The organism is Flavobacterium sp. J49, assembly GCF_011742145.1.
Classification (GTDB): domain Bacteria; phylum Bacteroidota; class Bacteroidia; order Flavobacteriales; family Flavobacteriaceae; genus Flavobacterium.
The window spans coordinates 69,064-91,877 of sequence record NZ_JAAQQU010000103.1 but is presented as its reverse complement, the minus strand read 5'-3'; the positions used below and the strand labels follow the sequence as shown (position 1 = coordinate 91,877).

The 22,814-nt window shown below is 36.4% G+C and carries 24 protein-coding genes and 1 other RNA gene; 14 read left to right on the top strand and 11 right to left on the bottom strand.

Annotation, left to right across the window (positions count from 1 at the left end; all coding sequences use genetic code 11):
* Positions 1 to 10 precede the first annotated feature (10 nt).
* Positions 11 to 679 (bottom strand): alpha/beta hydrolase, encoded by a 669-nt coding sequence (locus HA632_RS06410; RefSeq protein WP_176306375.1) that lies wholly within the window; start codon positions 677 to 679, stop codon positions 11 to 13.
* 95 nt (positions 680 to 774) lie between these two features.
* On the opposite strand from HA632_RS06410, the gene HA632_RS06405 reads away from it, so the two are divergent.
* Together HA632_RS06405 and HA632_RS06400 are read left to right on the top strand one after the other, a co-directional pair.
* Positions 775 to 1,059 (top strand): GNAT family N-acetyltransferase, encoded by a 285-nt coding sequence (locus tag HA632_RS06405; RefSeq protein ID WP_176306412.1) that lies wholly within the window; start codon positions 775 to 777, stop codon positions 1,057 to 1,059.
* A 77-nt stretch (positions 1,060 to 1,136) separates the two neighbouring features.
* Positions 1,137 to 1,478, top strand: coding sequence for a hypothetical protein (locus HA632_RS06400; RefSeq protein WP_176306374.1), 342 nt, complete (start codon positions 1,137 to 1,139; stop codon positions 1,476 to 1,478).
* A 7-nt stretch (positions 1,479 to 1,485) separates the two neighbouring features.
* On the opposite strand, the gene mtaB is transcribed toward HA632_RS06400, so the two are convergent.
* The gene (gene mtaB / locus HA632_RS06395) at positions 1,486 to 2,814 is read right to left on the bottom strand and encodes a tRNA (N(6)-L-threonylcarbamoyladenosine(37)-C(2))-methylthiotransferase MtaB (protein ID WP_176306373.1); all 1,329 of its coding nucleotides are present in this window, start codon (positions 2,812 to 2,814) and stop codon (positions 1,486 to 1,488) included.
* A 150-nt stretch (positions 2,815 to 2,964) separates the two neighbouring features.
* Here mtaB and HA632_RS06390 point away from each other — a divergent pair, with 150 nt between their 5' ends.
* A complete protein-coding gene (locus HA632_RS06390) occupies positions 2,965 to 3,393 on the top strand; it encodes a PepSY-like domain-containing protein (protein ID WP_176306372.1) in 429 nt (142 codons plus the stop codon).
* A 54-nt stretch (positions 3,394 to 3,447) separates the two neighbouring features.
* Here the strand turns inward: HA632_RS06390 and HA632_RS06385 are convergent, their stop codons facing one another.
* Positions 3,448 to 4,623, bottom strand: a complete 1,176-nt coding sequence (locus HA632_RS06385; protein WP_176306371.1) for a GlmU family protein — start codon at positions 4,621 to 4,623, stop codon at positions 3,448 to 3,450.
* A 119-nt stretch (positions 4,624 to 4,742) separates the two neighbouring features.
* A complete protein-coding gene (locus tag HA632_RS06380) occupies positions 4,743 to 4,994 on the bottom strand; it encodes a type B 50S ribosomal protein L31 (RefSeq protein ID WP_171222269.1) in 252 nt (83 codons plus the stop codon).
* Between the two features lie 225 nt (positions 4,995 to 5,219).
* On the opposite strand from HA632_RS06380, the gene HA632_RS06375 reads away from it, so the two are divergent.
* The 6 genes from HA632_RS06375 (at position 5,220) to HA632_RS06350 (ending at position 11,610) form a co-directional block, all read left to right on the top strand.
* Complete coding sequence (locus HA632_RS06375; RefSeq protein WP_176306370.1) at positions 5,220 to 5,750, top strand: DUF4199 domain-containing protein; 531 nt, start codon at positions 5,220 to 5,222, stop codon at positions 5,748 to 5,750.
* Positions 5,751 to 6,710, top strand: coding sequence for a glycosyltransferase family 2 protein (locus tag HA632_RS06370; protein ID WP_176306369.1), 960 nt, complete (start codon positions 5,751 to 5,753; stop codon positions 6,708 to 6,710).
* A 43-nt stretch (positions 6,711 to 6,753) separates the two neighbouring features.
* Entirely contained in the window at positions 6,754 to 7,242 is a 489-nt protein-coding gene (locus tag HA632_RS06365; RefSeq protein WP_176306368.1) for an ORF6N domain-containing protein, read from the top strand.
* Between the two features lie 4 nt (positions 7,243 to 7,246).
* Positions 7,247 to 8,974, top strand: a complete 1,728-nt coding sequence (locus tag HA632_RS06360; RefSeq protein ID WP_176306367.1) for a phospho-sugar mutase — start codon at positions 7,247 to 7,249, stop codon at positions 8,972 to 8,974.
* Complete coding sequence (locus tag HA632_RS06355; RefSeq protein ID WP_176306366.1) at positions 8,974 to 10,803, top strand: ABC transporter ATP-binding protein; 1,830 nt, start codon at positions 8,974 to 8,976, stop codon at positions 10,801 to 10,803. Before HA632_RS06360 ends, HA632_RS06355 begins: the two co-directional genes overlap by 1 nt.
* A gap of 105 nt (positions 10,804 to 10,908) precedes the next feature.
* A complete protein-coding gene (locus HA632_RS06350; protein ID WP_176306365.1) occupies positions 10,909 to 11,610 on the top strand; it encodes a hypothetical protein in 702 nt (233 codons plus the stop codon).
* A gap of 3 nt (positions 11,611 to 11,613) precedes the next feature.
* On the opposite strand, the gene HA632_RS06345 is transcribed toward HA632_RS06350, so the two are convergent.
* Genes HA632_RS06345 through HA632_RS06335 form a run of 3 tightly spaced genes read right to left on the bottom strand, consistent with a single transcriptional unit; the run spans position 11,614 to position 16,555 of the window.
* Positions 11,614 to 12,330, bottom strand: a complete 717-nt coding sequence (locus tag HA632_RS06345; protein ID WP_176306364.1) for a hypothetical protein — start codon at positions 12,328 to 12,330, stop codon at positions 11,614 to 11,616.
* Between the two features lie 37 nt (positions 12,331 to 12,367).
* Positions 12,368 to 14,848 carry a carboxypeptidase-like regulatory domain-containing protein gene (locus HA632_RS06340; protein WP_176306363.1) on the bottom strand — a complete coding sequence of 827 codons (2,481 nt, stop codon included), beginning with the start codon at positions 14,846 to 14,848 and terminating at the stop codon, positions 12,368 to 12,370.
* A gap of 9 nt (positions 14,849 to 14,857) precedes the next feature.
* A complete protein-coding gene (locus tag HA632_RS06335) occupies positions 14,858 to 16,555 on the bottom strand; it encodes a M23 family metallopeptidase (protein WP_176306362.1) in 1,698 nt (565 codons plus the stop codon).
* 190 nt (positions 16,556 to 16,745) lie between these two features.
* Between HA632_RS06335 and HA632_RS06330 the strand changes: the two genes are divergently transcribed.
* From HA632_RS06330 to rny, 4 genes are all read left to right on the top strand, one after another.
* Positions 16,746 to 17,036 (top strand): hypothetical protein, encoded by a 291-nt coding sequence (locus HA632_RS06330; protein ID WP_176306361.1) that lies wholly within the window; start codon positions 16,746 to 16,748, stop codon positions 17,034 to 17,036.
* Between the two features lie 3 nt (positions 17,037 to 17,039).
* On the top strand, positions 17,040 to 17,366 hold the full coding sequence (locus HA632_RS06325) for a cell division protein ZapA (RefSeq protein ID WP_176306360.1): 327 nt from the start codon (positions 17,040 to 17,042) through the stop codon (positions 17,364 to 17,366).
* 50 nt (positions 17,367 to 17,416) lie between these two features.
* A non-coding RNA gene (ssrS, locus tag HA632_RS06320) (6S RNA) lies at positions 17,417 to 17,524 on the top strand.
* 49 nt (positions 17,525 to 17,573) lie between these two features.
* A complete protein-coding gene (rny, locus tag HA632_RS06315; protein WP_176306359.1) occupies positions 17,574 to 19,136 on the top strand; it encodes a ribonuclease Y in 1,563 nt (520 codons plus the stop codon).
* A gap of 46 nt (positions 19,137 to 19,182) precedes the next feature.
* Here the strand turns inward: rny and HA632_RS06310 are convergent, their stop codons facing one another.
* The 4 genes from HA632_RS06310 to HA632_RS06295 all read right to left on the bottom strand — a co-directional run bounded on the left by HA632_RS06310 (position 19,183) and on the right by HA632_RS06295 (position 21,928).
* Positions 19,183 to 19,578, bottom strand: coding sequence for a two-component system response regulator (locus HA632_RS06310; protein WP_176306358.1), 396 nt, complete (start codon positions 19,576 to 19,578; stop codon positions 19,183 to 19,185).
* A gap of 66 nt (positions 19,579 to 19,644) precedes the next feature.
* The gene (gene xerD / locus HA632_RS06305) at positions 19,645 to 20,544 is read right to left on the bottom strand and encodes a site-specific tyrosine recombinase XerD (protein WP_176306357.1); all 900 of its coding nucleotides are present in this window, start codon (positions 20,542 to 20,544) and stop codon (positions 19,645 to 19,647) included.
* Between the two features lie 78 nt (positions 20,545 to 20,622).
* The gene (locus tag HA632_RS06300; RefSeq protein WP_176306356.1) at positions 20,623 to 21,180 is read right to left on the bottom strand and encodes a porin family protein; all 558 of its coding nucleotides are present in this window, start codon (positions 21,178 to 21,180) and stop codon (positions 20,623 to 20,625) included.
* A 133-nt stretch (positions 21,181 to 21,313) separates the two neighbouring features.
* Positions 21,314 to 21,928, bottom strand: a complete 615-nt coding sequence (locus HA632_RS06295) for an outer membrane beta-barrel protein (protein WP_176306355.1) — start codon at positions 21,926 to 21,928, stop codon at positions 21,314 to 21,316.
* Between the two features lie 281 nt (positions 21,929 to 22,209).
* Between HA632_RS06295 and HA632_RS06290 the strand changes: the two genes are divergently transcribed.
* Complete coding sequence (locus HA632_RS06290) at positions 22,210 to 22,746, top strand: porin family protein (RefSeq protein ID WP_176306354.1); 537 nt, start codon at positions 22,210 to 22,212, stop codon at positions 22,744 to 22,746.
* The last annotated feature ends 68 nt before the right edge of the window (positions 22,747 to 22,814 follow it).

Genomic DNA, 22,814 nt, shown 5'->3' with positions numbered 1-22,814 from the left:
AATTGAGCCGTTAAGCCTTATCTTCTAACAAAATTTTAGGCAAATTATCATTCAACCAACGGTACTTACTGAGAATCATGATATGCGTTCCACCTTTGACCGGAATAAAATTCTTAAGGTATTTTGGCGGAAAAACCTCGTCGGCATCACCATGGATATGAATGATTTCTTCGTCTATTACCGTTCGATCCCAATTGATGATTTGCTCGATGGCCCAATCTAAGTATCTCTTGTCACGAACAGCCAAAAACTTTTCATACAAGGCTAACCGCTGTTTGACAATAGCCGAACCAAAGGTAAACTTGACCAACATTTCAATATTCTCAAACAATTTCGTCGGGATTAGTTTATAAGCTTTCGTGGTTTTGGCCACTTTAAATCGCCTTGGAAATTCTGTATTTGATTTGACACTCGAAATAATGATTACTTTTTTGGGATTCAAAAACTGTTTCATTTCCTGAACTAAAACGCCTCCAAAAGAAACACCAATCAAAATTGGATTTTCATGGGTTACTTTTTCGGCTATTCTTTGAGCATAAGCCGCTAAACTTTCTCCGGCATTTGGAATCTCCCATTCGAGGAAATGCATTTCAAAGAATTCTTCCGGCAATTGGATTCGTTCAAAAATGGTAGAACTGGCTGCCATACCCGGCATGAAGTAAACATGGATTTTAGTCATTATTTAACTGTAAGCTCGTTAATTATTAGTAAATTTGCATAAAAATAATCCTTTTATTTCACTTGATTATGAACACAACATTAATTTCAGATAAAATGGAAATTAAAGACAACACCTTTGCACGACAGTTTGAAACGTTGGTAGGTGGGAAATTGATTTCTGTTGAATATTCCTTTCAAGAAAAGAAAATATTCCTGACGAGAATTAATACTTTTGAAGGCTTTAATGACGAGGAGTTTATCAATGATTTGCTGAAAAACATCATGGAAATTGCTTATGAACGGAAACTAAAAGTGGTTCCGATTTTACCCAAAATCGCACTTTTTTTTAGAAAGAACACCATCTATAGGGATTTATTACCACCGGGAATAAAAATCTAATCCCAGAAAATAACTTTAACACAAGTCGTCTTAAAACAAAGGCGACTTTTTTTGTGGATTTTATTTATATTTATCCGATGAATTCAGAAGCCTTTCTACAGAACATTATTGCTTTTTTTGAGCAAATCGATAAATATTATGGTTCGAAAACCGAAATCACGGAAGGTTTGTGTACCGATATGGAAGCTTTAGAAGCCAATTTGACCACTTGGAATTTGTCCGAATTCGAACTCATTCGTTCGGCTTATCGTCAAAATGGAGACAAATTTATGATTGAAGGCAGCAATATGTACTATGAAATTTCAGCCGTCAGAATCATCAGCTTTGAACAACTCGGCAGACACAAATTTGAATTCATTGAACAATATAGTGATTCTGTTTTTAGGATTACCAAAATCAGATTTCATTATAAATATTAAACACTAATTATGCTTCAACGTTTAAGAACTCCATTCTCACGCTTCCGTCTTCATCGATTCTTGACAAATTGATTTCGTGTAAAGTATTAACCAACTCCGGATTCCAAGGTGTTTTTACTTTGACGTAGTTTTCGGTAAAACCGTGAATATAGCCTTCTTTGTTTTCGCCTTCAAACAAAACGGTTCTGTTGGTTCCGATTTGGCTCTCATAAAACGCGCGACGTTTTTTTACCGACAAACCGCGAAGCATTTTACTTCTTTTGGAACGCACATTTGCTGGCACTACACCATCCATTTCGGCCGCTTCGGTATTGTCTCTTTCGGAATAGGTGAATACATGTAAATAGGAAATATCCAATTCGTTTAAGAAATTATAGGTTTCCAAGAAATGCTCGTCCGTTTCTCCCGGGAAACCAACGATTACATCCACGCCAATACAAGCATGCGGCATGACTTCACGTATTTTTGACACTCTGTCGGTATAGACTTCGCGCAAATAACGGCGTTTCATTTTCTTGAGAATTTCATTGCTTCCGCTTTGTAACGGAATATGAAAATGAGGTACAAATGTTCGACTTTGGGAGACAAACTCGATGGTTTCGTTTTTTAATAAATTGGGTTCAATTGAAGAAATACGCAATCTTTCAATACCTTCTACTTCGTCTAAAGCTTTGACTAAATCTAAAAAAGTATGTTCGTGCTTTTTGTTGCCAAATTCTCCTTTCCCATAATCACCAATGTTTACACCGGTCAAAACGATTTCTTTGATGCCTTGTTGTGAAATTTCGAACGCATTTTTCAACACATTGTCCAAAGCATCGCTACGCGAAATCCCTCGTGCTAACGGAATCGTGCAATAAGTACATTTATAATCGCAGCCATCTTGTACTTTCAGGAAAGCACGCGTTCTGTCGCCTATGGAATAACTGCCCACATAAAAATCGGCTTCTTCAATTTCGCACGAATGCACTTCACCCATATCATTTTTGGACAAATCATTGATATAATCGGTGATTTTGAATTTTTCTGTGGCACCCAAAACCAAATCGACACCGTCAACAGCAGCTAATTCTTCGGGTTTTAATTGCGCATAACAACCAACAGCTGCCACGAAGGCTTTTTCGTTGAGTTTCATGGCTTTTCTCACCACTTGTTTGAATTGTTTGTCGGCATTGTCGGTCACCGAACAAGTGTTAATGACATAAATATCGGCTATATCTTCAAAATCAACGCGGTCAAAACCTTCGTCTTGGAAGTTTCTCGCGATGGTAGACGTTTCGGAGAAATTCAATTTGCACCCTAAAGTATAAAAGGCGACTTTCTTTTTTTGTTCCATAAGTATGCTCAATTGATGAAATCGTTGTCAAAAAATTGAGTGTGCAAATTTACACACAATTATCGAATTACTATAAATGTCTGTTAAAATATTATTTAAGCGCTTTATTTTTAGTAAATTAGAGTCAGCAAATCCAAAAACCGCAACCTTATGAAAACCAAAATCATTTTTGCTGTTTTATTGCTTTTCATGGCAATGACAGCCATCGCACAAAAAAGAATTACTGTGGCCGAATTACCGCCGGGAGCTGAAGATTTTATCACCCAACATTTCCCAAAAGCCACTATTACCATTGCCAAAAAAGATTGGGAACACGGAGAAAAAGGCTTTGAAGTGATTTTATCCGACGGCACCGAAGTGGAGTTTTGGAAAGACGGCACTTGGAGAGAAGTTGACGGTCGAGGCAAACCCATTCCAACGGCCTTTATAGCACCTTCAATAGTAGAATATGTAACCAAAAATTACCCCAACCGCAAAATCACACACATTGATTACGGCCACAAAGATGTTGATGTTGATCTGACCGGGAAAATAGATTTGGAGTTTACCAAAGACGGACAATTTCTGAAAGCAGATTAAATTGATTTGAAAATTTGAGAATTTGAAGATTGTAATAACACTTTCAAATTGACACTACTCTTTTCTGTATTTCTTCGTGATTTCAAAAACGTGTTCCAAAATTCTGGCGTCTTCTTCTGAAAATTCTACTTGGCGGCGTGCCATTACAATTTTGGCGGTTTGAAATGCTTTAGAGGTCAAATAAGTCGTGAAACCGGCACTTCCTCCCCAAGAATAACTCGGCACAAAATTACGCGGAAATCCGGAACCGAAAATATTTGCTGAAACACCGACTACTGTTCCGGTGTTGAACATGGTGTTGATACCGCATTTGCTGTGATCGCCCATCATTAGACCGCAAAACTGCAAACCGGTTCGGGCAAAACCTTCCGTCTCGTAACTCCACAAACGCACTTCTTCGTAGTTATTTTTTAAATTCGAATTGTTACTGTCGGCACCTATATTACACCATTCGCCTAAAACAGAATTCCCCAAAAAACCATCGTGTCCTTTATTAGAATAACCCATCAAAACCGAATTGCTTACTTCGCCACCAATCACAGAATGTGGTCCGACAGTTGTGGCGCCATAAACTTTAGAAGCCAACTTCACCCTTCCCGATTCGCACAAAGCAAAGGGACCGCGAATGACTGAACCTTCCATGATTTCGGCATTTTTTCCGATGTAAATTGGTCCGGTTGAAGCGTTTAAAGTCACAAACTCCAATTTGGCGCCTTCTTCTATAAATATATTTTCGGGTGAAATGACGTTGACGCTTTTGGGAATTGGTTGGGAATGTCTTCCTTCAGTGATTAATTCGAAATCTTCGCGCAGTGCTGCATCATTTTTGGCAAAAATATCCCAGGTGTGTTCGATTTTCAATCCTTCCTCATTGTATTCAATGATTTCATACGAATCAAAATCAACTTCTTCTTGAGTATCATTGGTAAAAAAGGCGACTACTTCATCCCCTTGAAAAATGGCTTGATTTTTTTCCAAACTCTTGATGGTTTCAGCCAAGACATCATTGGGTAAAAAAGAAGCGTTAATCATGACGTTTTCTTCCATTTCCACCATGGGAAACTTTTCGGAAAGGTATTCTTCGGTTAAAGTCGTTGTGGTATAGCCTAAATGTTTCTCCCATTTTTCTCGTATGGTTAGAATACCCACACGAATATCGGCAACAGGTCTTGTGAAAGTAAAAGGCAATAAGGCATTGCGAACAGTTCCGTCAAAAAGTATATAGTTCATTGCTGTAAAGTATCTAAAGTTGTAAAGTCCCAAAGTTACAAAGTTTAGAATGACTTTGGAAAATAAAAAAACCACTCACTTTCGTGAATGGTCTTCCTAAAATTTGAACACTGAAACTACTATTTTGCGTGTTTCGCGTATTTGTTTTTGAATTTATCAATACGTCCAGCTGTATCGATAAGTTTAGATTTACCGGTGTAAAACGGGTGAGAAGTTCTTGAGATCTCCATTTTATACACTGGGTATTCAACACCTTCGTGAGTGATCGTTTCTTTTGTTTCTACTGTTGATTTAGTGATAAAAACATCTTCGTTCGACATGTCTTTGAAAGCAACTAATCTGTAATTTTCCGGGTGAATTCCTTTTTTCATGATAAATCTTTTTATGGTTTTGAAGTAGTTTCGTTTTGAAGCTTTCACTTTGAAAGGTGTAAACTGGCTACAACTTTTATTAATTTCTTTTTTAAATTGAGAGTGCAAAAATACAACTTTTTTACAAAAATCAAAGCTAAGTGTAACTTTTTTTAATTGTTTTAAACTTACTGTTAAGTAATCACGGAATTACTATATTTGTTAATTAATTAAAACCTAAAAACCATGAATGAAATTATTAAGAAAAACGGCGTAAACTTTGGAATTATTTTGGGGTTGTTTTCAGTTTTGTATACAACTGCTATTTACGTAACCGATTTAGAATTGTTCACCAGTTGGTGGCTTGGCTTGGTCTCTTTTGCCATATCTATTACCATTGGTATTGTTTTAGTTTCAAAAACAAAAAAACAACTTAGCGGAATCATTTCGTTCAAAGACGCCTTTACTGTGTATTTTATTTCTGCCTTAATCGGTTCATTTATTTCCACGATTTACAATTATGTTTTATTCAATTTCATTGACACTGAAGCTAAGGAAACCATCAAGGAAATTACCATGAAATATACTGCTGAAATGATGGAAAAATTTGGCACACCTGCCGCTGCCATCAATGAAACCATGACAAAATTAGCAGAAACCGACAATTATTCATTGGGCAATATGCTTTTTGGTTTGGCTGTTGTTTTAGTAATACAAGCTATTTTCGGTCTAATTTTAGCTGCCATTTTTAAATCAAAATCATCTCAAGGACTATAGATGAATCTATCCATAATCATTCCGCTTCTTAACGAGCAGGAATCTTTACCCGAATTACACCAATGGATTGTCAAAGTCATGACAACCCATAACTATTCCTATGAAGTTATTTTCATCGATGATGGAAGCACGGATAACTCTTGGGAATTAATTGAAAGTTTATCCCAAGAAAATCCTAATGTAAAAGGCATTCGTTTTCTGAGAAACTTTGGAAAATCACAAGCATTGCATGCCGGTTTTGCCAAAGCCAAAGGCGATGTCGTAATCACCATGGATGCCGATTTACAAGACAGTCCGGATGAAATTCCGGATTTGTACAATATGGTCATGAGCCAAAATTTCGACTTAGTTTCCGGCTGGAAGAAGAAGCGTTATGATAATGCTGTGACCAAAAACTTGCCTTCCAAACTCTTCAATTGGGCCGCAAGAAAAACTTCCGGTGTTCATTTAAATGACTTTAACTGCGGATTGAAAGCCTACAAAAGCACAGTCATTAAAAACATTGAAGTCTCAGGCGAAATGCACCGTTACATTCCGGTTCTGGCTAAGAATGCCGGTTTCTCCAACATAGGCGAAAAAGTAGTCATTCACCAAGCGAGGAAATACGGCGAATCTAAATTTGGCATGAGCCGATTCATCAATGGTTTTCTCGATTTGATTACCATTTGGTTCCTTTCCAAATATGGCAAACGTCCGATGCATTTGTTTGGAGCACTTGGTGTAGTGATGTTTATCATTGGTTTCATCTCTACGTTTTTAATCATAGCCATTAAACTGATGAAACTGTTTGTATTTCATGAACCAACTATTTTAGTAGCTCAAAATCCTCTTTTCTATATTGCTTTAACCTCAATGATTATTGGTTCCCAATTGTTCCTTGCCGGGTTTTTGGGGGAAATTATTCTGCGAACCAAAAACAATGAAGAGCGTTATAAAATTTCAAGCGAAGTGAATTTGTAACCAAACTTAAGGACGCAAATTGTGACCTTAAACAATCAAAAACATGGAAATAGAAGTTATACAACATAAGATATATGAAATTCGAGGTCACAAAGTGATGTTAGATTTTCATTTAGCAGAATTGTATAATGTTGAAACCAGAGTATTAAAGCAAGCTGTTAGAAGAAATAGCAATAGATTTCCAACTGATTTCATGTTTGCGCTTTCTGAAAACGAGATAAATCAATTGGTGTCACAATCTGTGATACCATCAAAAAGTTATTTTGGTGGTGCTTTCCCTTTCGCTTTCACAGAACAAGGAATCGCAATGCTTTCCAGTGTTTTGAATAGTGAAAAAGCAATCGAAATAAACATTTCAATTATTAGGGCTTTTGTTACCATCAGACAATTTTCTTTGTCTTATTCGGAACTTAAAAGCAGAATTGAAGAAATTGAAAGTCAGTTTCCCGATATTTACAAAGCTTTAAATTATCTGGTAGACAAAGACGCCAATAATAAAACCGAGAGAAACAAAATCGGTTATAAAAAATAATACCATGCATATCGAAAAACATATTTTAGACAAAGTAAACGAATGGTTGACCCCAACTTTTGACGTTGACACCCAAAACCAAATTAAAGAAATGATGACGACTTCTCCCAAAAATCTGGAAGAGAGTTTTTATAAAAATTTAGAGTTTGGAACAGGCGGAATGCGAGGTATTATGGGCGTTGGCACCAATCGCATCAATAAATATACTTTGGGTAAAAACACACAAGGCATCTCCGATTATTTAAAAAAATCATTCCCTGGTGAAGAGCTAAAAGTCGTTATTGCTTATGATTGTCGTCACAACAGTGACAATTTAGGAAAAGTGGTTGCCGATGTTTTTTCAGCTAATGGTATCAAAGTGTATTTGTTTTCAGAAATGAGACCTACGCCGGAATTATCTTTTGCGCTAAAATATTTGAAATGCCATGCCGGAATTGTATTAACCGCTTCTCACAATCCACCGGAATACAACGGCTATAAAGTGTATTGGCAAGACGGTGGCCAATTGGTTCCGCCACAAGATGAAGAAATTATTCAAGTGATTGAAGACTTAAAATACAGCGAAATCAAATTCCAGGCGAACAATGATTTAATCGAATACATCGACACCGAAATTGACAATGCTTTTGTAGATTCAACCGTGGCGAATGCGAGTTTTAATACTTCGGCTAGTGCCAAAGCGAATTTAAAAATTGTTTATACTTCTCTACACGGCACTTCCATTAAATCGGTACCGAGTGTTTTGGCCAAAGCCGGATATAGTGACGTGAACATTGTTCCGGAACAAGCAGAACCCAATGGCGATTTCCCAACCGTAGTTTCCCCAAATCCGGAAGAACCGGAAGCGTTGACGATGGCTTTGGCTTTAGCAGAAAAACTTCATGCCGATATCGTTTTTGGAACCGATCCTGACAGCGACCGTTTGGGCGTTGCCGTAAGAGATAACCAGAACAAAATGATGCTCCTTAACGGAAATCAAACGATGGTGGTTATGACCAACTATTTATTGGAACAATGGAAAAAAGCAGGTAAACTTGATGGCAAACAATTCATCGGTTCGACGATAGTTTCAACACCTATGATGTTGGAATTGGCTTCGGCTTATGACGTGGAATGCAAAGTAGGCTTGACCGGTTTTAAATGGATAGCCAAATTTATCAAGGATTTTCCTGATTTAAAGTTTATTGGCGGTGGTGAAGAAAGTTTTGGTTATATGGTCGGCGATGCCGTTCGTGATAAAGATGCTGTTGGTGCTATCTTATTAATGTGTGAAATTGCAGCACAAGCCAAAGAAAATAACAGTTCGGTATACCAATATTTACAACAAATGTATGTCGATTTTGGTTTCTTTAAAGAACATTTGATATCCATTACCAAAAAAGGAATCGAAGGTGCCAATGAAATCAAGCAAATGATGATTGACTTGCGTGAGAATCCGGTGTCTGAAATCAACGGACAACGCGTGCTTATGGTGGAAGATTATCAAAATTCGACTGCGAAAAACTTATTGACCGGCGAAACCGAAAACCTGACTATTCCGAAATCGGATGTGTTGATTTATTATTTGGAAGACGGTTCAAAAATTTGTGCCCGTCCAAGCGGAACGGAACCCAAAATCAAATTCTATTTCAGTGTCAATACCGCTATTGAAAGTTTGGAAGAAATTCCGGCAGCTGAAGCTTATTTAGACCAGAAAATTGCCACTATCATTTCTGAAATGCAGTTAAACTAATGGATACCAATCTAAAAAAATTAATTCCTTTTGCTTTTAAATATAAGAAGCATATTTATTTAAATATCTTCTTTAATGTCTTCTATGCACTATTTTCAACCTTGTTGATGGTGTCGATGATACCAACATTGAATGTTCTTTTTGGCTTAAATAAAAAAGTTTACACGGAACCTACTTATAATGGTATCGGACAAATTAAAAGTTACGCAGAAGAATTTTTAAATTATAAAATAACAATACTCACTGAAGCCAATGGTTTTAAAATTGCGCTATTATTTGTTATTTCAATCATTATCACCACTGCTTTTTTAAAAAACATCACCAACTATTTCGCTTCCTATCACGTTACTCGATTGAGAACCGGAGTTCTAAAAGACCTCCGAGAAAAGCTTTATAATAAAATTATCAATCTTCCTATTTCATACTATTCAGAAAAAAGAAAAGGCGATGTTATGGCCAGAATGTTAGGCGACATCAATGAAGTTCAAAATTCCTTTTTTCAAATTTTAGAACTCGTTGTCAGAGAACCGCTTACCATTCTTTTTTCTATCATTACGATGTTTATCATTAGTCCGAAACTAACCCTTTTTGTTTTTGCTTTTATTCCTATTTCGGGAATTATCATTTCACGCGTTGGAAAAAATCTAAAGGCTAAATCGGTCAAAGCGCAACAGGAAAACGGAATTTTCATATCTATATTGGATGAAACGCTCGGTGGTCTTAAAGTCGTAAAAGGATACAATGCAGAGAATTCGTTTATTAATAAATTTAACGATTCAATCAATCGATTATTGCGACTTTCCAACAGCATTGGCAACAAAAACAATTTGGCTTCCCCTTTGAGTGAATTTTTAGGAATTGTAACCATTGCTACGTTGCTTTGGTTTGGTGCCCAAATGGTAGTCGAGGAAAAATCAATTTCTTCAGCAACTTTTATCACCTACATTGCGTTGGCTTACACCATACTGACGCCTGCCAAAGCGATTTCGAAAGCGTCTTACCAGGTCAAAACCGGATTAGCAGCAGCCGAAAGGGTTTTCTCTTTAATGGAACAGAAAAATACCATCACCGACCAACCAAACGCGGTAGACAAAAAATCATTTGAAGATAAGATTGTCCTACAAAACATCAATTTCCGATATCAAAATGAAAATGTCCTAAAGAATTTTTCATTGGAAATACCAAAAGGAAAAACCATAGCCTTAGTAGGTCAATCCGGTTCAGGAAAAAGTACTATTGCCAATTTATTAACCCGTTTTTATGATGTAAATGAAGGTATCGTTCGCATTGATAACGTTGACATAAAAGACATCAAACTAAAATCATTACGAGATTTAATGGGATTGGTTACCCAAGATTCCATCTTATTTAATGATACTATTAAAGGCAATATTGCATTGGGAAAACCGCATGCCACCGATGAAGAAATCATTGAAGCGTTGAAAATTGCCAACGCCTATGAGTTTGTAAAAGATTTACCGGATGGTATTCATACTAATGTTGGCGACAGCGGAAACAAACTTTCAGGTGGACAAAAACAACGTTTGTCCATTGCTCGTGCGGTTCTAAAAAATCCACCGATTATGATTTTGGACGAAGCGACTTCCGCTTTGGATACTGAAAGCGAAAGGTTGGTACAACAAGCCTTGGAAAATATGATGCAAAACCGAACTTCGGTGGTGATTGCGCACCGACTTTCAACTATTCAAAAAGCCGACATGATTGTCGTAATGCAAAAAGGCGAAATTGTGGAGCAAGGAACACATGACGAACTTTTAACCAAAAACGGAACTTATTCCAAATTGGTAACGATGCAATCTTTTGAATAGATTATTAGATTATTGGATTTTTAGATTATTAGAAATTTAAGGTATTATATTTGGTCTTTATTGACCTAAATTCATAATTCATAATTCATAATTCATAATTCCAAAATGTACGTAAACAATCCAAATATCAAACTGCCTGAAGATCCAAACACAGTGGTTTGGAAGTATTTGGACTTATCTAAATTCCTCGATTTATTGCTTTCGCGAAAGTTATTCATGTCGCGTTCGGACAAATTTGAAGACCAATACGAAGGCACATTCAGCGAACCAACTTATGAGGAAATCAAAAAACTATCCGAAAATAATCCTGAATTTTTAGCGTATTACAAATCGCATCGCGAAAAAGTGGTGGTTAGCAGTTGGCACATCAACGAATACGAATCGTTTGCGATGTGGCAAATTTTTACACAAAACAGCGAAGGTTTGGCAATTCAATCTACCATTGGACGTTTACAAAAAGCGCTGGAAGCCGAAAAAGATTTCAACCAATTCATCGGTGAAGTCAATTATATCGATTACAAAAAAGAATACATTCCGTTTGACGATATGTTCTTTCCTTTTTTATTCAAGCGAAAAAGTTTTCAGTATGAAGGCGAAGTCAGAATCATTGCGGACTTATCAGACAAAGATATTAAAATCAACGACGGTTTAAAAATTGATGTTGATATTAACCAAATGATAGAGAAAATCTACATTCATCCTAAATCAGAGAATTGGTATAAAAAATTGGTCATCGAATTGGTGTCTAAATTAGGCTTTGACTTCGAAATTGAAAAATCCGATTTAGAAAGTGATATTCTGATATAATAATTAAGGTAATGAATTCATTTCAGTGGCTTTCCATTCTTTGTCCAAAAGATTGACAAAGTAATAATGAAGCTTGTCTTCTTTATCGAATGCGCCATTTTTATTAGTATCTTCAATAGCTCTGAAATACAATCTGTTTCTGGATTCTATTACATTCCAATCAATCAATTCTTGAAAATCAGTTGAGATTTTAGTAAAGTTTTTTCCGGAAATATCACTTAAATAAAGTGATTTAATATCGTTATTGTTTACTTTATTGTCCTTATTGGTGTCTGAATCTGCCAAAGTAAAAACCATCAATTGTTTTTTAGTTTTGTCGGCTATCCCTTTTAAATAAGTAGCCGTTTCAATCAACACATTTTTATCAGTCAAGGCATAAATGGTGTCCTGCCCTATTTCTTGGAACTTCAAATTCTGCAAATAACCGGTAATTTGGTATTCCCCATAATTGGAAACCGTATAACCGGTATTAGAATCATAAGAAGATTTTATGCCTTTTTTGTCACTAGAAACCGTTCCGATTGGGAAGATTAAGTAATTGGTTCCATCCATGCTGACGGGCAAATCGGCGATTTCAATTTGGGTTGTGTCTTCAGGAACTTCGGTTTTAGATTTTGAAGTATCTTGGTAAATCACTTTAGGTTTTGGCGCTTCTTCTTTTTTGCAACTTCCTAAAGTCACTGTCAGCATCAAGGCAATATAGAAACCGATTTTTTTCATCTCAAATTTATTTGTAATCAAAAATAGTGATTTATTTCTACAATTTCGCCGTCAGTTTTACATTGAAAACTCGAGTCGTCATGTAGTTTGGAATTCCGTATTGGTTTTTAGTGTAAACATCACGAACCCAAGTATTGGTAATGGCATTTTGATTGTTGAATAGGTTAAAGATTTCAAAACCGATTGACAAGTCTTGGAATTTTTTAATCCAATGACCTTCAGGTCTTTCATTGTTTCTCTCGGTCAACACATACGAGAATCCAACATCGGCACGACGGTAATCGCGCAAACGGGTTTGGTATGTATAAGCATCGGCATACGAAGGCGAACCGCCGGGCAAACCGGTGTTGTAAACCAAATTCAAATACAATTTCATGTTGGGTAAATTCGGCATATAATCTTGGAATAGAATCCCAAATTTTAACCTTTGATCGGTTGGGCGTGCTATAAAACCTCTTCCGTTTTGGTTTTCTTCCGTTTTCATATAGCCAAAACTCAACCACGATTCTGTTCCGGGAACGAATTCTCCGTTTAATCTCATGTCAAGCCCATAAGCATAAGCTTCTGCATCATTATTGGCGCGATAACGAATCCTGACGTTTTCCAAAGTATAAGTATTGACATCGGTCATGGTTTTATAATAAGCTTCGGTAACCAACTTAAACGGACGATTGTTCATTTTGAAATTATAATCGTTACTCAACACAAAATGAATCGATTGCTGCGCTTTCACATTCGGATTCACAATTCCATTCCTGTCTCGCAACTCGCGATACAATGGTGGTTGATGGTAAAAACCGGCTGCCAAGCGAAAAATCATATCGTTATCCCAATCGGGTTTTAGCGCCAATTGTGCTCTCGGACTGATAACCGTTTGGCTTTTCGCATTTGAAATACCATCACCCGAAACGGTCCAATTATGAAAACGCGTACCGGCAGTAATCCACAATTGACTGTTGCCAATATTAGCCTTGGTATTCCATTGGGCAAAACCTGACAATCTATCAATATCAATGAAGTTTGTGGCCCTTACATTTTGGTAAGGCACTAATGGTCCGGTGTAAGGATTGTAAGGTTGGTCATTTGGCAAATCAAAATCAGGCGGGTTTAAAGAAAAACCGGCTGAGTCAATTACTTCCCATTCTACGATTCGGTCACGAATATTTTCACGCGTATATTTGAAACCCCAATCGATTTGGTGTTTTTTGTTGTTGATATAATGCGTTCCTTTCACTTCAGCATTGATGAATAAAGCGTCTAAATCGTTACGCGCATGGTTCAACTGACTTCCTACGCCTTGACTAAATGTAATTTCTCCTAAAGTTTCCGAACCGATGTTGGTATCAACTTCGCCTAAAAAATAAGCGGCATAAATATCAAAATACTCTTGCTCCTGAGTATGATAAACTGAAGTAATTAATCTGTAATTATTGTTTTCATCTTGGGCAAAAGTGGTTTTGAAGGCACCAAAAAGTGTTTGGTATCGGTCTTTTTCCTGTCCATCGTAAAAAATTTGCAATGCAATCGGTTCGTCTATGGTTCCAAAATTAGTTTGGCGTGTTAAAGGCTGATAATTATACCTGTTCTGCGATGCATTTCCCAGGAAACTGAATTGCCATCTTTTATTAGGGCTAAAATTTACATTGGTTTGTACATCCATAAAGGTTGGTCGGAAATTGGTTTGCGTTTCCTGACTGTTCACAAAAAGGGAATTGTCGCGGTAACGAATTCCGGTAATGGCTGACCATTTTTTATTTTTAGAAATGCCTTCTCCTGTAACACTTCCACCCAAGAAACTGGCTTCGGCGGTAATGCCATATTTTGTTGGCTTGCGGTAAGTAATATCCAAAACAGAGGACATTTTATCGCCATATTTTGCTTGAAAACCACCGGCAGAAAAGTCAACATTTTGGACCATATCCGTATTGGTAAAACTCAATCCTTCTTGTTGACCGGAACGCACTAGGAACGGACGATAGACTTCAATTTCGTTGACATAAACCAAGTTTTCATCGTAATTTCCGCCACGAACGTTGTATCCTGAACTCAATTCGTTATTGGCATTCACTCCGGCGAAAGTTTTTAAAACGCTTTCTACTCCTGGCATAGCACTTGGGTTTGTTCTTATGGTTTCAGGCTCAATTGAGGTAATCCCTTGCACTCGTCTTCTACTGCTTGTGATAACTACATCGCTTAATTGTTCCGCTTTTTCACTCATCACAACATGCCACTCCAAATTTTCACCGGGTTTCAACTGAAATGTTGCCGTTATGTTTTTTAGATTTTTATGGGTAAAAACTAAAATTATTTTTTGGTTTGCAGGAACGTTTATTTCATAGAAACCATTTTTATCCGTTGTAGCGGTTTTAGTTTGGTAACTAACACTAACATTTTCAACCGGTCTGTTGTTTTCGTCGAGTACGACTCCGGCGACTTTAGCTGTTGGGTTTTGTTGCGCAAAAGCGAGGCAAGTAAACGCTAAAAAAAGGAGCGTAAAAAGGAATTTATTTGTTCTCAAAAGATATAATTAAGGTTTTTGACTTCTAAAAAATTGTGTTTCAAAGATAGTAGAATTTCCAACATTATCCTTAACGATGAGTTTTAAATCGTTTTTCCCTTCCGCTACTATTCCATCTGAAAAGCGATGAATTAGTTTTTTGGTTTTGGGTTCATATTCTAACAAAATCCATTTGCCGTTGAGCGTCCCTTCGTAACTTTTGATGCCCGACAAATCATCGGAAATGGTAAATATTAATTCGTTTTGCTGGCTAATCCATTGGCCTCCGATTTTTTTGTCGATTTTGACTTTCGGTGGCATGCTGTCTTTGAATAACTTGTAATCTCCCAAATATTTGGAATAAACAGTAAACGAATTTTTGTAGCGTTTAGTATTGTAGTAGTATATTTTTTTGCCGTTAATGGAGCCGACAAACATTTTCTGCCTGTCTTTTTCCGAGCTTACACTGTCTTCAAAAGTGATTGCCATATTAGTGAAAGCCGGTTCCAAATCATCGTGCAAATGCAACAATCCGTTTTTGACTTCAAAATCCATATAGAAATCTTTCAGAAAGGTATTGGCCGGAATAGAAACCGTTACATTTTCCAAAGAAAAAACGTTTTCTTTGTTGGCTTTTACCAAATATTTTGACGTAATCGGTTCTTCGTTTACTTTAGGGGACAACACTGAATATTCAATCGGAATAAAAACCTTAGTGAGATTTTCGTTGAAATCGGCTATTTCTATTTTATAATTTTGAGTGAAATTTGAATTGAGCGTAATAATTCCATTGGTTTTACCGGGTTGAATTATGCTTAGCGAAAATGGATTTTCGACAAATAATTTTTGAACGCGCTGACCTAACTTTTTATATCGACCATAATCAATTAACGCATTGATGTATCGGGTTTCGTCAAAAGCGAAAGTGTCAAACTTATAACTAAAATCCGCTTTTCCGTTTAAAAAAGTTTGGACTCTAAAAATACCGTTGGCATTCCAAGAAACATCGTCATAGTCGATTGCTGTAATTCCGAAACCAATTTTTCCGTTAGCCAACACTTTCTCTGCAATATAACTTCCATCGGCTTGCTGCGAAATACTGACTGCAATGGGTCTTTTTGATTGATTGACCACTGAATTATTGTCTAGTGGATAAACGTATAAACTGTTTAGAATTGGTTTTTTCGTATCTTTTATAACCGAATCAAATCCGAAATACAATGGATTTATGATTTTTTCAGATTTTGTGTCTCGGATTTCAAAATGCAAATGCGGACCATCAGAACCTCCTGTATTTCCTGAAATAGCGATGACATCATCTTTCTTGACTAACAAATCTGTTGGCGCAAATGCTAGGTCAATTTCATAAGATTTGGCTTTGTATTGTTCTCTTTTAATTAATTTTTCGACTTCCCCAAAACCTGATTGCAAATGGCCGTAGACCGAAGTATAGCCGTTAGGATGTGTGATGTAAATGGCTTTACCATACCCGTTTTCGGCAATTTTTATCCTTGAAACATAACCATCAGCCACCGCATAAACCTTGAATCCTTCTTTTTTTTGGGTTTTGAAATCGAAACCGGAATGAAAATGATTCGGCCTTAGTTCGCCAAAATTGCCTGAAAGCTGCAAAGGAATATCTAAAGGAGAACGAAAATAATCCTTTGGATACTGATTTTGACCCAAAACCAAAGCCGTATAAGAGCAAAACAGCCAGATGAATTTCATAAAAAAGTTATTTTAGATAAAGGTATGAAAAAAGTGAGTTAAAATTTACAAGTACGAAATATATTTATAACTCCTTAAAAAACAAATTATTATAAATCCGTTTAAAATTAGCAATAAATAATTGTCAAAAATATTGTGCAAACAAAATAGAATCCTAACTTTGTAAAGTAAGTAATGAATAAAGTAATTTATGAGTGAAATTGCAGAAATAATTGATTCTGTTGAAAATAGGATTGAAAAACTTTTTATGAAAATAAACAGTTTGGAGCAAAATTCTATAGCATTGAGAACAGAATTACAACAAGCTGCAAGCCTGATTCAAAAACAAACCGATGAGATTAACACCTTAAAATCGGAATGTGAATCGCTCAAAATGGCCAATTCATTATTAGGCGGTGAAGAAAACAAACGAGATACCAAGCTTAAAATAAATTCATTAATCCGAGAGATAGATTACTGTATCGCGCAGTTGTCAGACTAAAATATGGAGGATAAGCTTAAAATAAAGTTATCAATTGCAGACAGAGTTTATCCGTTGACGGTAGACCTTTCACAAGAAGAAGGACTGAGAAGTGCTTCCAAAAAAATTGATGCGATGATTAAGCAATTCGAGGAGAACTACGCTGTTCGCGACAAGCAAGATGTATTGGCCATGTGCGCTTTACAATTTGCCTCTCAGGTAGAACAAAAGCAAGTAGACAACGCCATTGATGGTTCGGAAACTCTTGAAAGATTGAAAAAAATTAATGATTTATTGTTCGACTATCTCGACACCCGAGGCGCAGACGAACTGACCGAAGGTAAAAAATAACGTTCTTAACATAGATTACAATACCGCCTACATTAGATTTTAATTGGTAAACTCAACACTAACAAATTAGAATGAGCAAATCATCGTTACTAAAGCACGCCACTTTTATCGTGGATCCTTGACCAACGAGTTAGCTCAAAACTTGTCTTTACGAGTTTATGCATTCACCTAATGTAGGCTTTTTTTATATATAAACACTAACAAAACATGGAAATTACATTAACTATAATTGCGTTAATCGTTGGCGTTGCCGGAGGCTTTGGAATTGCAAAATTCTTGGAGAAAAGCAATGTATCCAACATGGTTAAAAATGCAAAGAAAGAGGCAAGTTCAATTTTGAGAGACGCCAACATTGAGGCAGAAAACATCAAGAAAGACAAATTACTTCAGGCCAAAGAGAAGTTTTTAGAATTAAAATCGGAACACGAAAAAGAAATTCTAAACAAAGACAAGAAGATAGCCGAAGTTGAAAAAAGAACTCGTGATAAAGAATCACAAGTATCTAGCGAATTGGCCAAAGCCAAGAAAATCAACGACGATTACGAAGCCAAAACGAAAGAATACGAATCAAAAATTGAGTTGCTTGACAAAAAGCACCAAGAGCTTGAAAAATTACACAAAAGCCAAGTAGAGCAATTGGAAGTAATCTCAGGTCTTTCGGCTGAAGATGCCCGCGAACAATTGGTAGAAAGTTTAAAAGCTGAAGCCAAAACCAAAGCGATGTCGCACATTCAAGACACTATTGAAGAAGCGAAATTAACGGCGCAACAAGAAGCTAAAAAAGTAATCATCAACACTATCCAACGCGTCGGAACAGAAGAAGCAGTAGAAAACTGTGTTTCTGTATTCAATATTGAGTCAGATGACGTAAAAGGAAGAATCATTGGTCGTGAAGGACGAAACATCCGCGCTCTAGAAGCTGCAACCGGTGTTGAAATCATCGTTGACGATACCCCTGAAGCGATTATCCTTTCGTGTTTTGATCCTGTGAGAAGAGAAATTGCTCGTTTGTCATTACACAAATTGGTTACCGACGGTAGAATTCACCCTGCGAGAATTGAAGAAGTAGTTGCTAAAACAACCAAACAAATAGACGACGAAATTATTGAAGTGGGTAAACGTACCGTAATCGACTTAGGCATACACGGTTTACATCCTGAACTCATCAAAGTGGTCGGAAGAATGAAATACCGTTCGTCTTACGGACAAAACCTATTACAACACTCGCGTGAAGTAGCCAAGCTTTGTGGAATCATGGCAGCCGAATTAGGATTGAATGTAAAATTGGCCAAACGTGCCGGTTTATTACACGATATTGGAAAAGTACCGGATACCGAAAGTGATTTGCCACACGCTTTATTGGGAATGCAATGGGCTGAGAAATATGGCGAAAAAGAAGAAGTTTGCAACGCGATTGGAGCTCACCACGACGAGATTGAAATGAAATATTTGATTTCACCAATCATTCAGGTGTGTGACGCGATTTCAGGAGCAAGACCGGGCGCCAGACGCCAGGTGTTGGATTCTTATATCCAAAGATTGAAAGACTTAGAAAACATTGCCTTTGGCTTCAACGGTGTGAAAAATGCTTATGCCATCCAAGCCGGACGTGAATTGCGTGTGATTGTAGAAAGCGAAAAAGTGAGCGACGATATGGCTGCTAACTTATCGTTTGAAATTTCACAAAAAATACAAACAGAGATGACTTATCCTGGGCAAGTAAAAATCACGGTAATTAGAGAAACGAGAGCAGTGAATATTGCTAAATAATAATACAATCTATTATACAAAAGGCGACCATCATGGCCGCCTTTTTTTATTCTAGGAAAATAGATTTAACCATATCATTTGTCATGGGTTTGACATAGTAATTGGCGATAGAATTTTTAAATAGTTCAATCATATCAGTATTGAAATAATCCTCCGAAGAGCTAACCAAACAGATGGTAATTTCTTCGGGAAAGTCTTCTTTCAAAAGATTGAATTCTTCCAAGAATTGCCAACCATCCAGCACCGGCATGTTGATGTCCAACAGAATTAAATCTGGCGGATTTTCGCCTTTAAGGAGTTTAGACTTAAGGTCTTTCAAAGCTTCATCGCCATTTTCAAAAAAAGTGGCATTGACCTGTATGTTGTTTTTCTCAAGTAGTTTCTTGATGATAAAGTGGTGTACTTTGTCATCATCCACAACAAATACGTTGTTGAATTTCATTGTAAAAACAGATTTGGGGATTATTGTTTTTTCTGACTTGACAAAAATAGATAAAAATCCAATAAATTACCTTTTTCTGGGATGAAATGTATGCATGATTTGTGTTAAATGTTTACGATCCAAATGCACATAAATTTCGGTAGTGGTTATAGATTCGTGTCCCAACATCATTTGAATGGAGCGCAAGTCAGCACCATTTTCAAGCAAATGGGTTGCAAAGGAATGTCTGAGTGTATGCGGACTTATATTTTTGGCCAAATTGATTTTAACTGCTAACGATTTTATAATGGTGAAAACCATTGCTCTGGTGAGTTGTTTTCCCCTTCGGTTCAAAAACAAGGTGTCTTCAAATCCTTTGGCAATGACCATATGGTTTCGGATTGCGTCTTTATAAAGCTCTATGTACTTTTGAGTCGATTGGGCTATCGGAACAAATCGTTGTTTGTTGCCTTTACCGGTAATTTTTATAAAACCTTCCTCAAAAAACAAATCAGATATCTTTAGCGTTATAATTTCAGACACACGTAAACCACAACCGTATAATGTTTCCAGCATAGCTCTGTTGCGTTCGCCTTCGGGCGTGGCCAAATTGATTGCACCAATCAAATTATCAATATCTTCTACGGAAAGCGTATCGGGTAATTTTCGACCGATTTTTGGTGCTTCAATCAATTCCATTGGATTATCAGTACGGAAATCTTCGAAAATCATATAAGAAAAAAAGCTTTTCAATCCGGAGATAATTCGGGCTTGTGAACGCGCGTTGACTTCTTTGGAGACGGCATAAATAAATTGTTGTATAGTTTCTTCGCTAATCTTTTCGGGCGCTACACTGATACTGTTTTCATTCAAAAAAACACACAACCGTTCCAAATCGAAAGTGTAATTATCAATAGTATTCTTTGACAACCCACGCTCAATCTTTAAATAAGATTGAAAACTTTTAAGATACGGACTCCAATTCATAAAACAAAGAAACGAAATGTATAGAGATAAAAAAACCTCTCACATGGAGAGGTTTTAAATTATAATCTTCTAAATTGATTAGAATCTGTATCCTAAACCAACGTTAAAAGAATTTTGAGTAATTTTTGCACCTTCTAATAATGAACCTGCAGGGAAATCATTAAGATCAGATAAACCTAAGTTATATCTAGCGTCAAAGAATAATCCTGACTCTAACTCATAACCCGCACCTATTCCTAAACCAAAATCCATCGATTTTAAATAGTCTTTAGCTGCTCCACCACCGGCAACAAAAGCAATCTGTGGACCAGCTTGTAAATTGAAACCTTCAGCTACATAATACTTAGCCATAATTGGAATTCTCAAGAAGTTTAAATCAAATTCTTCTTCTCCGTTACCTTCCATAGTATACAATAATTCCGGTTGTACGTGGAATTTTTCAGAGATAGCAAAATCTACTAGACCTCCTAAATAAAAACCAGATCTTGCATCTCCGCCATCAGCATCTGAGCCGTAATTTGCGCTAACAAAACCAGCTTTTACACCAAATTTCATGTCGCTAGATCCACCTTTGTCTTGTGCGTTAGCAAACGATACTGCAAATACTGCAGCCATTGTTAAAAAAACTTTTTTCATGTTTGTTTAATTTTATAAATTAGTAAAACGAAAGTAGTATTTTTATATCAATATCCAAATTATAATTTTAAAATTTTTAACAAAAAAATCACGCCATTGGCGTGATTTTATTGAATATTAGTTATTTAACTAATTACAGTTTGTAAATCAAACCAAAGCTAACTTCAGACAAATCTAATCCTAAGTCAAAAGTGTTGGTTTTTTCAGCACCGTTTCCACCGTTGTCGTTTGATGAATAAGCAAATCCACCCCAAGAAGTAGTGATTGCAAATTTATCAGAAACGAAATAATGTAAACCTACCGGTACATTTAAACCCATGATTTTAGAAGTACTTTCTCCTAAACCATCTACTTCTGCTTTTATTGAAGCGTAAGAAACGTTTCCACCAACAGAAAGAGAGAACTTACTTGCAGGTGTCCAGAAGTATTTTACTCCGGCATTGATCCCAAAACCTGAACTCTTTACTTCAAAGAAGTCCCCGTCTCCCGTGATATCTAAAGTTTCTTTTCCAGATGTAAATCCTAATGAACCTTCGATAGCTAAGTTTTCAGTAAGAAAATAGCCTAAACCAGGAGCTACGGTGAAAGAGTCAGTTTTAAAATCTCCAGTTTTAGAATTTGAGAAATTGAAAGTACCAGATAAGTACAAATCCCCTTTAGAAAATCCTTCTGAACCTTCTTTTTTGTCTTGTGCATTAGCAAACCCAAAAGCGAATACTGCTGCAACTGTTAAAATAATTTTTTTCATGTTTGTTTAATTTTAAAATTAATACAACAAAGTTATTGGTTTAGATTAATAGGAATTGTCAGGGGTATTCGACTTATCAACAAGGTTGTTAACAAAACACCGGCGCTCTTTTGCCTGTTTTACAAAGCTTTACCAATGGAATCCTCTTCTTTATCACTTTTACCTATCCTAAAAACTTAACCCAAAATAGACCCTTGTATTGGTCAAAATCAATTTTAACATACTAAAACGGCCTAAATTCCGTTTATGTATTAATCCAGTTAACTTATAAAACAAAAAGTATGAAAAAAGCAATCGTAATTTTAATTGTACTATTTGGCATTAACGCTGTAACTGCCCAAACATTCAAGTTTGGTCTGAAAGCCGGTGCCAACTTTTCTAATTTAGAAGGCAATAACGTAGCAGGTTCTACTTATACCAGCTTTCATTTTGGGGCATTAATAGAAGTAAAACTATTGGAAAATCTGTCCTTGCAACCTGAATTGGTCTATTCTTCTCAAGGAACAAAAATCGATGAAACCGCTTTTGACGACATCAATTACAATTATATCACAGTTCCGGTGTTGGCAAAGTTTTATTTGACTAAAAATAAGTTGAGCTTTGAAGCAGGTCCGCAATTTTCATTCTTAGTCAATGAAAATGTAGAAGCACAATTTGAAGGAGAAACTTTTGACTTCGCCTTAGCAGGCGGTTTAGGTTACAACATCACTGAGCACTTCTTAATTCAGGCGCGTTATGTTGCCGGTTTGACCGAAGCTTCTAAAAATGCCGATGTAAAAAACAGAACCATTCAGCTTTCTTTAGGTTACCGATTTTAATAAAATCATAACTTTAGTACAAAACCGTTGTCCGTTCGACAGCGGTTTTTTATTTTTACTCAAAATCT